The 12,999-nt window shown below is 50.1% G+C and carries 12 protein-coding genes; 10 read left to right on the top strand and 2 right to left on the bottom strand.

Annotated features, from left to right (window positions below; all coding sequences use genetic code 11):
* The first annotated feature begins 1 nt into the window (after position 1).
* The 10 genes from CHB59_RS00060 (at position 2) to glf (ending at position 12,225) form a co-directional block, all read left to right on the top strand.
* On the top strand, positions 2-1,069 hold the full coding sequence (locus tag CHB59_RS00060) for a glycosyltransferase (protein WP_089374197.1): 1,068 nt from the start codon (positions 2-4) through the stop codon (positions 1,067-1,069).
* Positions 1,066-1,611, top strand: coding sequence for a hypothetical protein (locus CHB59_RS00055; RefSeq protein WP_089374196.1), 546 nt, complete (start codon positions 1,066-1,068; stop codon positions 1,609-1,611). Before CHB59_RS00060 ends, CHB59_RS00055 begins: the two co-directional genes overlap by 4 nt.
* A gap of 105 nt (positions 1,612-1,716) precedes the next feature.
* A complete protein-coding gene (locus CHB59_RS00050; RefSeq protein ID WP_089374195.1) occupies positions 1,717-3,003 on the top strand; it encodes a glycosyltransferase family 4 protein in 1,287 nt (428 codons plus the stop codon).
* A complete protein-coding gene (locus CHB59_RS00045; protein WP_089374194.1) occupies positions 3,000-3,986 on the top strand; it encodes a polysaccharide deacetylase family protein in 987 nt (328 codons plus the stop codon). The genes CHB59_RS00050 and CHB59_RS00045 overlap by 4 nt, the downstream gene beginning before the upstream one ends.
* A complete protein-coding gene (locus tag CHB59_RS00040) occupies positions 3,987-5,072 on the top strand; it encodes a CgeB family protein (RefSeq protein ID WP_089374193.1) in 1,086 nt (361 codons plus the stop codon).
* 5 nt (positions 5,073-5,077) lie between these two features.
* Positions 5,078-6,556 carry a glycosyltransferase gene (locus CHB59_RS00035; protein WP_089374577.1) on the top strand — a complete coding sequence of 493 codons (1,479 nt, stop codon included), beginning with the start codon at positions 5,078-5,080 and terminating at the stop codon, positions 6,554-6,556.
* Complete coding sequence (locus CHB59_RS00030) at positions 6,549-7,319, top strand: SDR family NAD(P)-dependent oxidoreductase (protein WP_089374192.1); 771 nt, start codon at positions 6,549-6,551, stop codon at positions 7,317-7,319. Before CHB59_RS00035 ends, CHB59_RS00030 begins: the two co-directional genes overlap by 8 nt.
* On the top strand, positions 7,306-8,835 hold the full coding sequence (locus CHB59_RS00025; protein ID WP_089374191.1) for an LTA synthase family protein: 1,530 nt from the start codon (positions 7,306-7,308) through the stop codon (positions 8,833-8,835). The genes CHB59_RS00030 and CHB59_RS00025 overlap by 14 nt, the downstream gene beginning before the upstream one ends.
* A 225-nt stretch (positions 8,836-9,060) precedes the next feature.
* A complete protein-coding gene (locus CHB59_RS00020; RefSeq protein WP_089374190.1) occupies positions 9,061-11,091 on the top strand; it encodes a glycosyltransferase family 2 protein in 2,031 nt (676 codons plus the stop codon).
* A gap of 39 nt (positions 11,092-11,130) precedes the next feature.
* The gene (gene glf, locus CHB59_RS00015; protein WP_089374189.1) at positions 11,131-12,225 is read left to right on the top strand and encodes a UDP-galactopyranose mutase; all 1,095 of its coding nucleotides are present in this window, start codon (positions 11,131-11,133) and stop codon (positions 12,223-12,225) included.
* A 155-nt stretch (positions 12,226-12,380) separates the two neighbouring features.
* Here glf and CHB59_RS00010 read toward each other — a convergent pair whose 3' ends face one another.
* Together CHB59_RS00010 and CHB59_RS00005 are read right to left on the bottom strand one after the other, a co-directional pair.
* Complete coding sequence (locus CHB59_RS00010) at positions 12,381-12,656, bottom strand: hypothetical protein (RefSeq protein WP_143738669.1); 276 nt, start codon at positions 12,654-12,656, stop codon at positions 12,381-12,383.
* A 24-nt stretch (positions 12,657-12,680) separates the two neighbouring features.
* A partial coding sequence (locus CHB59_RS00005) for an IS3 family transposase (protein ID WP_143738668.1) occupies positions 12,681-12,999 on the bottom strand: 319 nt, incomplete at its 5' end.

Genomic DNA, 12,999 nt, shown 5'->3' with positions numbered 1-12,999 from the left:
GATGCTGCCAACAATCCTTTTCTTCAATATCAATGGCTCCGGCATGGGACACATGAACCGGTGCCTGGCTTATGCACGCCAGTTGCAGGGGCGTGCGCGGCCATTCTTTTTCTCCTTGGCTTCAGCTATTGGGATCATTGAAGAAATGGGATTTGAGGCTGAGTATTTTGTGTCGCACTACTGGTCTGCCAGCTCCACTTTTGCGTGGAACAGTGAGCTGGCTATACGCTTCCGTATGGTGCTCGACCAGGTACGTCCCACTGCTGTTGTGTTTGACGGCACCTGGCCATTCCAGGGCTTTATGACAGCCACACAATCCTACGGCGCTCCTGCGCTGGTCTGGTCGAACCGTGGCCTGATGAAAAGCAGTGTCGGAACTGTACCAGTCGATGAAAATGCATTTGACCTGGTAATACAACCCGGCGAACTAGGTGCCTCGATGCAGGAATCCGTGCTGCCAAGCGGAAACCGTAAGTTACTGGTACCACCCGTGTGCTTGCTGGGAAATGATGAACTGTTATCACGCGAGGCCGCACGGGCAGCATTGGGACTGGCACCTGATGGCCGTTATGCGCTATTTTCACTTGGCCCTGGCAATCTCAAGGATGTTAGCGGGATCGGGCATGGGTTGATCCGTGACTTTGAGGCAGCCGGGTATCAAGTCGCATGGGCATGTGCGCCGATTTCTGTGAAAGACGTTGATTTGCCAGCCGGGGTGAAACCGCTGTCACTCTATCCTCTTGCGCGTTACCTCCACGCATTTGATGTGTTTGTCGGGGCTGCTGGCTATAACGCCTGTTGTGAAGTGGTGCAGGCAGGCATCCCTACCCTGCTGGTTCCCAATGTGGAACTGGCAGATGACCAGATGCGTCGTGCGCAAATGGTAGCCGCCACTATTCCTGCTGTTGTTTCCACTTGCGAAACAGCAGCACAACGCCAAGAGGCCGTATCAGCGTTGCTGGCAAAAGTCAGTGCAGCTGGGCATCAACCACCTGTCATTACCATGAACGGCGCGGCACTGGCTGCTGATGCCATTCTGGAGCTGGCGCGACAAAGGAGTGGACGATGAACACTTGGCAAGAAACCGTTGCCCTGAGACAAAAACTGGCCGCGATGGCTGCCACTCCGGAATGGGAGCTGCTGGCCAGCTGCGACCTGCTGCGCGAAAAACGCTTGCCTACGTTGCAAGGCCGTGCTGTCCGCAAGACGAGGAATCTGCTGAGCACATTGAAAATCACACCGCCCTACGTCACTCCTTATCCGTGGCAAGCGACCCTGAAACATGCTCCCCGTGCTGAGCATGCTCGCCCGTTGTTGATCTGGGCACTGGATTGCACGCATGAGGAATTACGCCAGGCATGTACTGCTTTGCAGCAGAGACTGGCGCACGACAATACGCTCGCGCCAGTGTTAATAACAAATGTGGCCGATTTTGCCTTTTTCTCCCGCCTTGGCTGGTTGGTAGAGTATGTACCCAAACTAGGTGACCAAGGTACCGTTTACCAGGACAGGAAGATACGTTACCTGGCTTGGCGTTATCGGGATGCACTGATAATCCCCATAAGTGCCATTACCTCAACCGATGAGGACTGGAAGCGCATCCTGAAATAACGATCCAGAACTGGATGACAGAAACGCAGGAACAATAAGAGCAGTACCGGTAATACGATTTTTGCAGTCAATAAGGAACGAGTAGTTAATAGATTCCAACAACACATGATAAGAAAAATTACAGTATTCATACTCACCTGGTGGTTGAGCCGTCCGAGAAGAACATCTCCAGCCGGCACGCCTGTGCCTGGCCGTCTATTGTATGTCGCCGCCAATTGCTTGCCTTATCACCTGAGCGGCTATACCACCCGCACTGATGCCGTTGTCAGGGCTATGCGCGATAGCGGGATTGATATCCAGGTCGTTACCCGCCCCGGTTATCCATGGGATCGTAGCGACAGGCGCGCAGACAGCAGTCAGAATGTGACCATTGTCGATGACATGGAATACCGGCATTTCCATTTCCCGCCCAATTACCTACCGGTTGTGGCCTATGCCTTTGTGGCTGCAAGGCCCATCATCGCCCACGCCCGCCGGGAGAAAATTGCTGTCATTCATGCTGCCTCAAACCATGTGAATGCCCTGCCGGCATTACTGGCGGCGCGTAAGCTTGGCATCCCATTCCATTATGAATTACGCGGCATCTGGGAAATTACCCGCATTTCCAGGATGCCGGAATTTGAGGGTTCAGAAGCCTACCTGCAAGGCCTGGCGCTCGAAGGCCTGGTCGCACGCAATGCAGATACGCTGTTTGTGATTTCCGAACAACTGGGCCGCTATGCGCAACAGCATTGGGGCGTTCCTGCGGAACGTATCCGCCTGTTGCCCAACTGCGTGGACCCTGAACGGATTTTCCCTGCAGAGCAGGAGCTGACAGAAGCCAATACCATTGCCTATGCTGGCTCCCTGATGAGTTACGAAGGCCTGGATACTTTGATCGACGCTGTGCATATCCTGGTAAAGAACAATACTCCCGTCCATGTGGATATCATTGGCGACGGCGAGGTCAAAGCCAGTCTGGAAGCCCAAACCCAACAGCTGGGCTTATCAGCGCATATACGCTTCCATGGTAAACTACCTCCTGAAACAACGCGCGCGTTACTAGGCGGTTGTTCCCTGGTCTGCATTCCCCGCAAGCCCTTCAAGGTCTGCGAGATCGTACCTCCTATCAAACTGGTAGAAGCCCTGGCAATGGCGAAACCGGTGATCGTGCCTGATCTCCCGGTATTTCGCGATGAGCTGGGCAACAACCCTGCAGGCTGGCTCTTCAAGGCAGGTGATCCTGTCGATCTGGCCCGCATCATAACTATTGCCCTGGGAAATCCAGAGCAATTAAAGACGTTGTCAGCCCGTGCACGGCAATACGCACAGACACAACGTCGCTGGCAGGACTTCATTGTCAAGCCTGCGGCTACGCTGGCTTCGTTGTCTCAAACGGAGATACAACAATGAAAAATCGTTACGCCCTTCTCACTGTTGATACAGAGGCCTTGCCCAAACGTGCTGCTGAAGACCATGTCACACGCTTGATGTGGGGCCAACACGCTAATGGTCGCGCCGGTGTGCGCGAAATGTCGGAAATCGGCAACGAATTCGGCGCAAAACATATCTTCTTCACCGATCTCTGCGGTGCTTATGACCGCCTGGAAGAAATCAAGGAAGTCATGCGCTGGTTGGATGCCGATGGACAGGATGTGCAATTGCATACGCATCCTGAATACCTGCCGGACAGTTTCTGGCAGGAGCACGGCTTGCCTGTCAAACCAAAGTACATGAACCAGTATCCGGATGATGAGAAATCTGCATTTGTCATCAATCATTTTGGCAAACTGATTTCAGATGTCACAGGCAAACCATTGCTATCGCACCGTGCCGGCTCCTTCCGCTGGAATGCAGCATCCATCCGTGCACTCAAGGCAGCCAATATCCCCTTGTCGTTCAATAACTCCATGCATGCCATGTATTCCAAGCAGTGCGTGTATAGCGAACCCACCAACCTGCCTTACCTCTGGTCCAACGGTACGATTGAAGTGCCAATGACAGAGAAGAAAATCCTGCCAAAAGTCGGCAAGGATGAATGGTGGGCACGACTGACCTATCCTGAATCAAGTTATTTCAGGTTCCGTCCCTGGTGGGGACGCCTACTCTTGAATACTCTTAGTGGCAACCCGGATTTTGCCGTATTCCTACTGCATTCCTGGTCTTTATTATATTGGGATGAAAACGGCCATGGCGTTTACAAGGATGACCAGCGCATCGAGGGTTACAGGAAATTGCTTGCCCGCCTGACCAAGGACTATGACGTTATCACCAGTGAGGATTTTTTGTATCTACACCGCCGCGGCAAGATCCAGATGCCTCACACTGTTGATTTGTCATTGGCAGAATACAAAGCACCACCCCCACGAAAAAAACCACAGAAGAAGAAACCATAAATGGTCGGCAGAGTCATCAGAAAACTGGGATCACTGGTATACAAATATCCGGCAGTGCTGGAGGATACTGAGCAGACAGGGCCATTCGGCACGCTGAAAATTGCGGTCGTGGTGGACTACTTCACCGCTGCCTGCCTGTCTTCCGAAGCACGTATCCGTGTCATGACGCCTTCTAATTATAAAGAGGTCATCACACAATGGAAGCCTGACCTGGTGTTTGTAGAATCAGCTTTCCATGGCACGGACGGCAGCTGGCGCTATGAGCTGGCAAAACAACCACGGCTGTTGCGCCTGACAAAACCTACCGCGATATTCCGCCTGGTTGAGTTTGCCAAGAGCCAAGGTATTCCCACCGTGTTCTGGAACAAGGATGATGGCCCGTTCTTTGATGCCTTTATTGAAGTTGCCAAGGTGTTTGATTACGTTTTCACGACAGACGAGGAATGCGTTGCCAAGTATAAAGAGCAAGTACCCACTCACGTACCAGTAAATACACTGTTGATGCCGTTCCAACCTGCGTATCACAGTTTTACGGGATTCAACTTCACACATAATGAGGCCTGTTTCACTGGCAGTTACTACAAGCGGATATTGAACGAACGCAGGCGCTTCCTGGATATGGTTTTCGATAGCTGTGAAGCAACCGGCATGACGCTCAATGTGTTTGATCGCAACCATGACCGCTTGTCGCGCTATTTTGAATTCAGCTTCCCCACCAATAGCCAGATTCGCATGCATGGGAAAGTGCCGCATCGCGAGACGGCGGATATCTATAAACGCTATCTCGTATCCCTGAATGTCAACTCGGTCACCAACTCTGACACCATGTATTCACGGCGCTTGCTGGAGATACTGGCTTGTGGCGGCATTGTCGTCACCAACCCAAGCCGTGCTGTTGACCGTCATTTCCGCGAATTCTGCCATGTGGTAGACAGCGCCGAAGAAACCAGGGAGCTATTTGCACGCCTGCGCCAAGGCCCCTCCCCCTCAGACCTGGAACGGGCTGCCGCTGGTGCTGCCCACGTGCGCCAGCACTATACCTGGACGCAGCGGTTGCAAGATATTTGCGCCATCACAGGGATTTGATCCAATTGAATACCCTGACCACCCTGTTTTCCTATTTTGCCCAGGTCGTATTCCTGGCTGTGGTGATCTATTTCGCCATTTATGTTGTGCTTGAACTACGAGTACTGCTGATCTCGCGCCAGGTGGAAAAACGCAAACTCACCGAACTGGCACGCACAACAGCACCCGTTGAGGATAATTTCCACCCCTCAGTCAGTGTGCTGCTACCCATCTGCAATGAATCCGCTGTGGTACAGCGCCTGATTGATGCTGTCTGCCGTTTGCAATATCCGGCACAATTCATGGAAATCCTGGTGCTTGATGACTCCTCAGACCACACCTCCAAGCTGGCACAAGCCCGGGTTAACCACTTCGCCCAGCAAGGCGTCAATATCCGCCTGATCCGCCGCAATAAAAGAAAACACTTCAAGGCTGGCAACCTGCTCAATGGCATTCAGGAATCATCCGGTGAATTCTTCGCCATTTTCGATGCCGATTTTGTACCGCCAGAAGATTTCCTGCTTAGAACCATGCCATATTTCAAGGACCCGGCACTGGGCTTCCTGCAGACCGGCATTGATTACGAGAACCGCGATGTGTCCTTCCTGACCCGGTTCCAGGCCATGGAAATGGGCCATCAGCAATATGTCACCGTCGGCCTGAGCGAAGATGGAAACATGGCCTCCCTGAGCGGCAGCTCATGCGTATGGCGCAAGACCTGTGTCGAGGCGCTGGGCGGCTGGAATGCCACCACTGCCACCGAGGACGTGGATCTCGGTTACCGCGCCCAGTTCGGTCATTGGAAATATGCTTACCTGCCTGATGTCATTTCCATGTCCATGTTGCCTGAGAGCATCAGTGCCTTCCGCACCCAACGCGAACGATGGGGGCGCGGCCTGATCCACAGCGCCTTCAAGCATGCCCTGGAAATGTTCCAGCAATCTATGCCATTGATGAAGCGGCTGCATGCCATTTCCATGATGTTTTCTGCGCCATTATTGGCTTCGATCTATGTCTTGATCCTGCTCAGCCTGCCGTTGAGCTTTATCGTGAATCTCGAAAATGCCAACTTCCAATGGATCGCCCTGATCTTCTTCGGCCTGGTCGCCATCTGGGCGCTGAACAATGTGCTGGGCGCGCGCCAAAGCACGCGCATTGATGGTAAAGCCTGCATTTTCCATATTTCATGGGACGGCTACCGCTATGTCTGTATCTTCCTGCCCATGGCCTGGTATTACTTTGCAGGTGGTGTCAGAGCTTTGCTCGGCATTCGTGGAGAATTCCATCGCACGCCAAAAGGGCACGATGAACACCCTGCTTCTGCTCCACTCATCACTCGGGTCTTGATGACCGGAGAGATATTCACTTTTTTCTATTCACTGCTGACTATGCTAGTAGCCTGCCAGCATGGCAATTACTTCCTGGTCCCCATGAATTTCACCGTATGTGTCGGTTTTGGCATGACTCTATTCTGGTCGTGGCAGGAGAAACGTAAGCATGCATGAAATTTATCTACAAAACCGGATATTGATCACCGGGGCTACCAGCGCCATCGGCGCTGCCCTGGCAGAAGCCTATGCTCAGCCTGGCGTGACGCTTTATCTGCATGGTCGCAATGCGGAGAAACTGGCTGAAGTCGCTACGCGCTGCATCAGCAAAGGTGCAGAAGTGCAGTCCCAGCTCCTGGATATACGCGATTTTGCTGCACTGAAAAACTGGCTATCCGCGCTGGGAGCGTTGGATTTGGTGATCATCAATGCTGGAGTAAACACTCACATTGGCCCGCAAGGCCAGGCTGAACCATGGGACGAAGTTGAAGCCCTGCTGGATATCAACCTGAAAGCTGCCATGCTGATTGTGCAGACATTGCTACCACTCATGCGCCAGCAACGGCAGGGACAGATCGCACTGGTCAGCTCCCTGGCTGCCTATTTCGGCCTGCCAGTCACTCCAGCCTATTGCGCCAGCAAAGCCGGGCTCAAGGCGTATGGCGAGGCATTACGCGGCTGGTTGGCACCTGAGAACATACGCGTCAACGTCATCATGCCTGGCTATGTGGAATCTCCCATGTGCCACAACATGCCAGGGCCCAAACCGTTCCTCTGGTCACCAGCACGCGCGGCCGGCGTCATACAACGCGGTTTGCGACGCAACAAGGCACGCATCAGCTTCCCGTTCCCGCTGAACCTGGGTACCTGGTTCCTTGCTGCGTTGCCAGCCAGCCTTTCTACCCGCATTGTGAAATGGATGGGTTATGGTCATTCATAGCGCCTTCTCATCCGTGTTTGCCGCCGCCCTGACTGGCCTGGCGCTATCCGTCATGATTGAAAGCCTGATGACGCCACGCCCCAGCCTGGCGCGCCCGTGGGCAAGCTGGGCTCTGCATGGCGGATTGTGGCTATCCGCCCATGCCGGCATGATCCTGCTGCTAGGCCGCCCGTGGTTTGCTGCAGCGGCAGTTTCCGCTTTCCTGCTAATGGTAGTGCTGGTCAACAACGCCAAATTCAAAGCATTGCGCGAGCCTTTCGTCTACCAGGATTACGAATACTTCACGGATGCCATCCGGCATCCTCGGCTTTATATCCCTTTCCTGGGTTGGTGGAAATTCCTGGGTGCAGCCACTGGCTTTGTGCTGGCCGTATCCCTTGGCTTGTGGGGAGAAGCCACGCCTGAACACCGTCTGGCAATCAATGGACAGCTGGGCGGCGTCCTGGTGACTTTTGCAGGCAGTGTGCTATTACTATGGCTAGGCAACAGGCAGCGCCTTGCCATCCGCTTCGCACCAGCCCATGACAACCGGGCTTTTGGCCTGCTCGCCGGCTTCTGGCACTACTACCAGGCAGAGAAGCTGCCCTGGAGCGCCAAGTCGCCCTTTGGATCGCTTGACTCAAGCACAACACAAAACCCACTGCCGCATCTGGTTGCCGTGCAGAGTGAATCCTTCTTTGATGCCCGCGCACTCTATGGCGGTATACGTCCTGAAGTCCTGTCAGAATTCGACAGACTGAAACAGGATGCGGTCGCGCATGGGAAATTGACTGTCCCCGCCTGGGGCGCCAATACAGTGCGCACTGAGTTCGCCTTCCTGTCAGGTATCCCCGCTGATCAGCTTGGCGTACACCGCTTCAACCCTTATCGCGCCATTGCTGCCGGGCAACCGGTCTCATCTGTGGCATCTCATTTGAAGCGCCTGGGTTACCGTACCATCTGCATCCATCCCTATCCAGCCAGCTTCTACCAGCGTGATCGTGTATACCCGCGCTTGGGCTTTGATGAATTCATTGATATTGCAGCATTTGATGACAGCATGCGCTCCGGCCCCTATATCAGCGACGCTGCTGTTGCAGACAAGGTTGCCGCCCTATTGCAGGACGCCACCGCCCCGCTCTTCATCTTCGCCATCACCATGGAAAACCATGGCCCGCTGCACCTGGAACGCGTCAACCCTGGGGATATTGATGCCTTATACAACATCCCGCCTCCTGCAGGCTGTGATGACCTGACCATTTACCTGCGCCATCTGCGTAATGCCAACAGCATGATCGCCAAGCTGCGCCAGACACTGGAAACATGCCCATCTCCCGCCAGCCTCTGCTGGTACGGTGACCATGTCCCCATCATGCCCGAGGTATACAGCACATTTGGCGAGCCAGATGGAGAAGTGGAGTATGTATTGTGGAGTAATAACCGGCGAAATACTTCATCCGCAAAAAGAAGTGCACACGTAGTTAACAATTTACCTTTAACATGGCTAAAGTCACTAGCCATGATAGATTTACATTAGATAGGAGGCTCAACGAAGATGATCTTCGCAAATAAAGAACGTCTGGAATAAAAACTGAATATCAGCTATGTCACCTCTTGCTATTAGAAATGACAAAACCAAGAGCGCTGTAACTATTGAATAAAAACCGCTGAAAGCCAGACAAAAGTTGAGTAATAAAAATTACTGCAGCAGAAAACAAAATCTCAACTCGAACATATACTTTCATCACAATTAGGAACAATCATGAGTTTAAAAAAGGGTAATGAGTTAAGTAGACAAGGCTTATATGAAGAAGCTATTCTGGAATATAAGAAGGTGGCTCCCGATAGCCCTCTGTACGATCATGCTCAATTCAATATCAAACATATTGAAAGCTTTTCACATATCAAAACCAATGTTGAGAGTCATATAGCAGAGAGCAAACCTTCATCAATCCGTCAACCGCTGTTATCCATTGTAATGCCGGTATTCAATGTAGCTCCATATCTGGATACCAGCATTGTGTCTGCGATCTCACAGCATTACCAAAACTTTGAACTCATTATCATCAATGATGCTTCCACTGATAATGGAAAAAGCATTATTGAAATGCATCTCTCGCAAGATAGTCGCATCAGGTTTATCAACCTTGACCATAACACCCTAGGCGGCGCAGGTATCCCCAGTAACATCGGGATTCGCGCGGCTCGTGGCGAATATATCGCATTTATTGACAGTGATGACTGGGTACTGCCACATGCCTTTGCCAACCTAATGGAACAGGCAGTCACTCACGATGTGGACGTAGCAATCGGCTCTTTCTGCACGTTCAAGGAAGATGAGCGGATAGTTTCTACAGCTTATGACAGTGTTGCATGGACTGCTGTGCCAAAAGGAAAGGTAATTTCGCTTAAGGAATGTCCGGATCTACTGCGGTTATCTCCTGTGCCATGGAGAAAAATCTACAAGAGAGATTTTCTGCTGCAGAACAAAATAGAATACCCAGAAGGTGATTATTTCTACGAAGATAACCCATTGCACTGGTTTGTCATATCCAAGGCGAATCGTATCATCGTTACCGAAGATACAGTCAGTTACCATCGCCTGGCGCGCGAAGGCCAGACAATGAGCTCTGCAAGCTATAAGCTGTCAGCAATCTGCTGCCATCTCAATACTATTCTTAACTACATCAGTCCAATAAAAGGTGAACAGCGCAAGACGGCTTTTACAGAGTTTTATGACTATTGCTATCGTTCTGACTGGATTACTCAAAGACAAACCCAGCCAGCTGCCCAGAATATGATCAAGAAACGTTGGGCACAAATTATCGAAAAAGCTGAGAAAGAGTTCCCTCTAACAACAAACAGGGCACCCTTCCCCAAACGCATCAAAGAGTATTCTGAAGCATATCCCGACCTTGACCTGACAGTCGTAATGCCCGTTTACAATTCAGCTGATTTATTGCGTGACTCACTGGATTCAATCTTGAGCATTAAAGGATTGAAATTCAATATCATTGCAACTGATGATGGCTCAACTGATGAATCCCTGAGCATCTTGCAGGAATATGAGAACAAGCACTCCAATATTCATATTTTCACACAAGGCAATAGAGGCGCTGGGCGTGCACGGAATGCTGTCATCCCATTATGCTCAGGTAATTACACGTTCTTCATGGATGCAGATGACGTTATCAACAGCGAGCATCTTGTCAAAGCTGTGAAAGATGCCAAGAAACACAATAATGATCTATATTTCTTTAAATATCGCATCGAATTCTTTGAAGAGAAAAAATCTCGCGATATGTTCAATGCCGACGAGAAACTCTGGTCGCAGCTTCCAAAGATGAAAACAAATGAGGAACGACAAAAGGTTCTTGCGCAGCTAATCAACTATCCATGGAACCGCATCATCAAGACTGACCTATTACATGATGCCAATATATTCTTCGGCTCAACCGTTGTGCATAACGATATTCCTTACCACTGGCATAGCATTGTAGCTGCCAAGAATATCGGATACTGCGACGATTTTGTCACCACTCACCGTAAATTCAGTGAGCGCAGCCAGATCACTAACGTTTCTGATGCCCGTCGTATGGCAGTGTTGGAAGCATTGCGCTATACATATGAACTGATGACTCACTATCCTCAACAATCTGAAGACCTGTTGGATAGCTGGAAGACATTCGCTACCGACCTATTAAAATGGGCAAAAGACAGGATTCCTGCTGAACTGCAGGAAACATACCACACAAAGAGTCAAGAAATCTTGAGCTCACTTAACAAAGTATAATTTCAACTGGATTTGAAGAAAGAAAAGGATTTACTCAATATGTATGATTATCTCATTGTTGGTGCTGGTGTCTTTGGCTCCACCTTTGCGCGTCTGGCAACCGAAGCTGGCAAGCGTTGTCTTGTAATTGATAAGCGCCCACATGTCGCTGGTAATTGCTATACCGAAAACCAACATGGCATTAATGTCCATGTATTCGGACCGCACATTTTCCATTGTAATGATGATGGCATCTGGAACTTCGTGAACCGCTTTGCGAAATTTAACAACTTCAAGAACAGCCCTATTGCTTTCCACAAGGATAAGGCATATTCCCTTCCCTTCAGTATGTATACCTTTAACCAGATGTGGGGGGTATTGACTCCCGAGGAGGCACAAGCCAAGATCGAGTCACAACGCCTCAAATTGGATCGTGAACCGGCCAACCTGGAAGAACAAGCGCTGACTCTGGTTGGTTCTGATATCTATGAAACACTGATTCGCGACTATACTCGCAAACAATGGCAGAAAGACCCCAAGGAGTTGCCTGCCTCCATTATTAAGCGCCTGCCTGTGCGCCTGACATGGGATAACAATTACTTTAATGACAAATATCAAGGCATTCCCATTGGAGGTTATACCGCTCTCTTCGAGAACATGCTGGAGGGTATAGATGTAGAACTTGGTGTGGACTATCTGGCCGACAGGGATGCCTGGAATGCCAAGGCCAAGAAAGTTGTATTCACCGGCAAGATTGATGAATTTTACGGTTTCCAGTTTGGTGAGCTGGAATACCGTGCACTACGCTTCGAATCTGAAGTAATGAATAAAGTCAATCACCAAGGCAATGCGGTAATCAACTATACCGAAGGCAATGTTCCATGGACTCGCATCATTGAACACAAACATTTTGAGGGTGGAAACAATGAACCTGTCACCATTGTCACCAAAGAAATCCCCGATACTTGGTCCAGGGAGAAAACACCATACTATCCAGTCGGGAATAAAGAAAATACTGACATGTTCAGAAAATACGAAGCACTAGCTGAGACCGAAAATAATGTAATTTTTGGTGGAAGGTTAGCTGAATATAAATACTATGACATGCACCAAGTAATTGGATCCGCTTTCGCTAAATTCAGAAGAGTAGAATAAATATCTTTCGAAGGTAAAATCATTTTATCAGCAGAAGTAACCTGGTCGTGGCGTTGAGCCTAAGCCAGGCACTTCTCATGAGAAACCTCTAGCATGAGGTCTTACAGTTATACTGTTTTGAACGAGATAGTGTACGATAGTTTACAAAAATAACCTTAATCGCTAAGCCTTATTTCATAAACATTCATAACTTCCGAATGGACTGCTGCTACGAATTGATCAAAAGAAGTGCGCGCAACTGCAATATCGACTTGAGGAATAGAAATTTCTAACCTCCCTGCAAACCCTGAAGTTAAAGCCATTTCTCTTTTATCAGCATTGATTGTCATCTCATAGTGCCAATCCTTGCTGATTTTCGCAATCTTAATACGCAATTTTTTATTCTCTAATACTTTGGGAGTCATTAGAAAGTACGGTAACGGATCACTCAAGAAGGCTGAATCGCCCCTACTATTCTAGACAGTCTCCAGCCCCTCGAAATAACGCTTTTCATACTCTACTGGCGATAGGCCATTATTGAAACTGTGTCGACGCCTAGGGTTATAAAACATCTCGATGTAATCAAATACATCTTGGCGGGCGGCTTCTCGATGCTCATAAATCTTCCGACGTATCCTTTCCCGCTTCAGCAATTGAAAGAAGCTTTCTGCGACTGCATTGTCGTGGCAATTTCCTCGTCTGCTCATGCTAGGTTTGAGACGGTGCGCTTTTAAAAATGCCTGCCAATCATAGCTGCTGAACTGACTACCTTGATCTGAGTGGACTAGCACCTCC

Source organism: Methylobacillus rhizosphaerae (genome assembly GCF_900187985.1).
GTDB lineage: Bacteria > Pseudomonadota > Gammaproteobacteria > Burkholderiales > Methylophilaceae > Methylobacillus > Methylobacillus rhizosphaerae.
This window is presented reverse-complemented; position numbering and strand designations above follow the sequence as displayed.

What these genes read in the sequence shown, in the direction of transcription:
- CHB59_RS00060 (WP_089374197.1), top strand. Translation starts at nt 2, where the DNA reads ATGCTGCCAACAATCCTTTTCTTCAATATCAATGGCTCCGGCATGGGA.
- CHB59_RS00055 (WP_089374196.1), top strand. Translation starts at nt 1,066, where the DNA reads ATGAACACTTGGCAAGAAACCGTTGCCCTGAGACAAAAACTGGCCGCG.
- CHB59_RS00050 (WP_089374195.1), top strand. Translation starts at nt 1,717, where the DNA reads ATGATAAGAAAAATTACAGTATTCATACTCACCTGGTGGTTGAGCCGT.
- CHB59_RS00045 (WP_089374194.1), top strand. Translation starts at nt 3,000, where the DNA reads ATGAAAAATCGTTACGCCCTTCTCACTGTTGATACAGAGGCCTTGCCC.
- CHB59_RS00040 (WP_089374193.1), top strand. Translation starts at nt 3,987, where the DNA reads ATGGTCGGCAGAGTCATCAGAAAACTGGGATCACTGGTATACAAATAT.
- CHB59_RS00030 (WP_089374192.1), top strand. Translation starts at nt 6,549, where the DNA reads ATGCATGAAATTTATCTACAAAACCGGATATTGATCACCGGGGCTACC.
- CHB59_RS00025 (WP_089374191.1), top strand. Translation starts at nt 7,306, where the DNA reads ATGGTCATTCATAGCGCCTTCTCATCCGTGTTTGCCGCCGCCCTGACT.
- CHB59_RS00020 (WP_089374190.1), top strand. Translation starts at nt 9,061, where the DNA reads ATGAGTTTAAAAAAGGGTAATGAGTTAAGTAGACAAGGCTTATATGAA.
- glf (WP_089374189.1), top strand. Translation starts at nt 11,131, where the DNA reads ATGTATGATTATCTCATTGTTGGTGCTGGTGTCTTTGGCTCCACCTTT.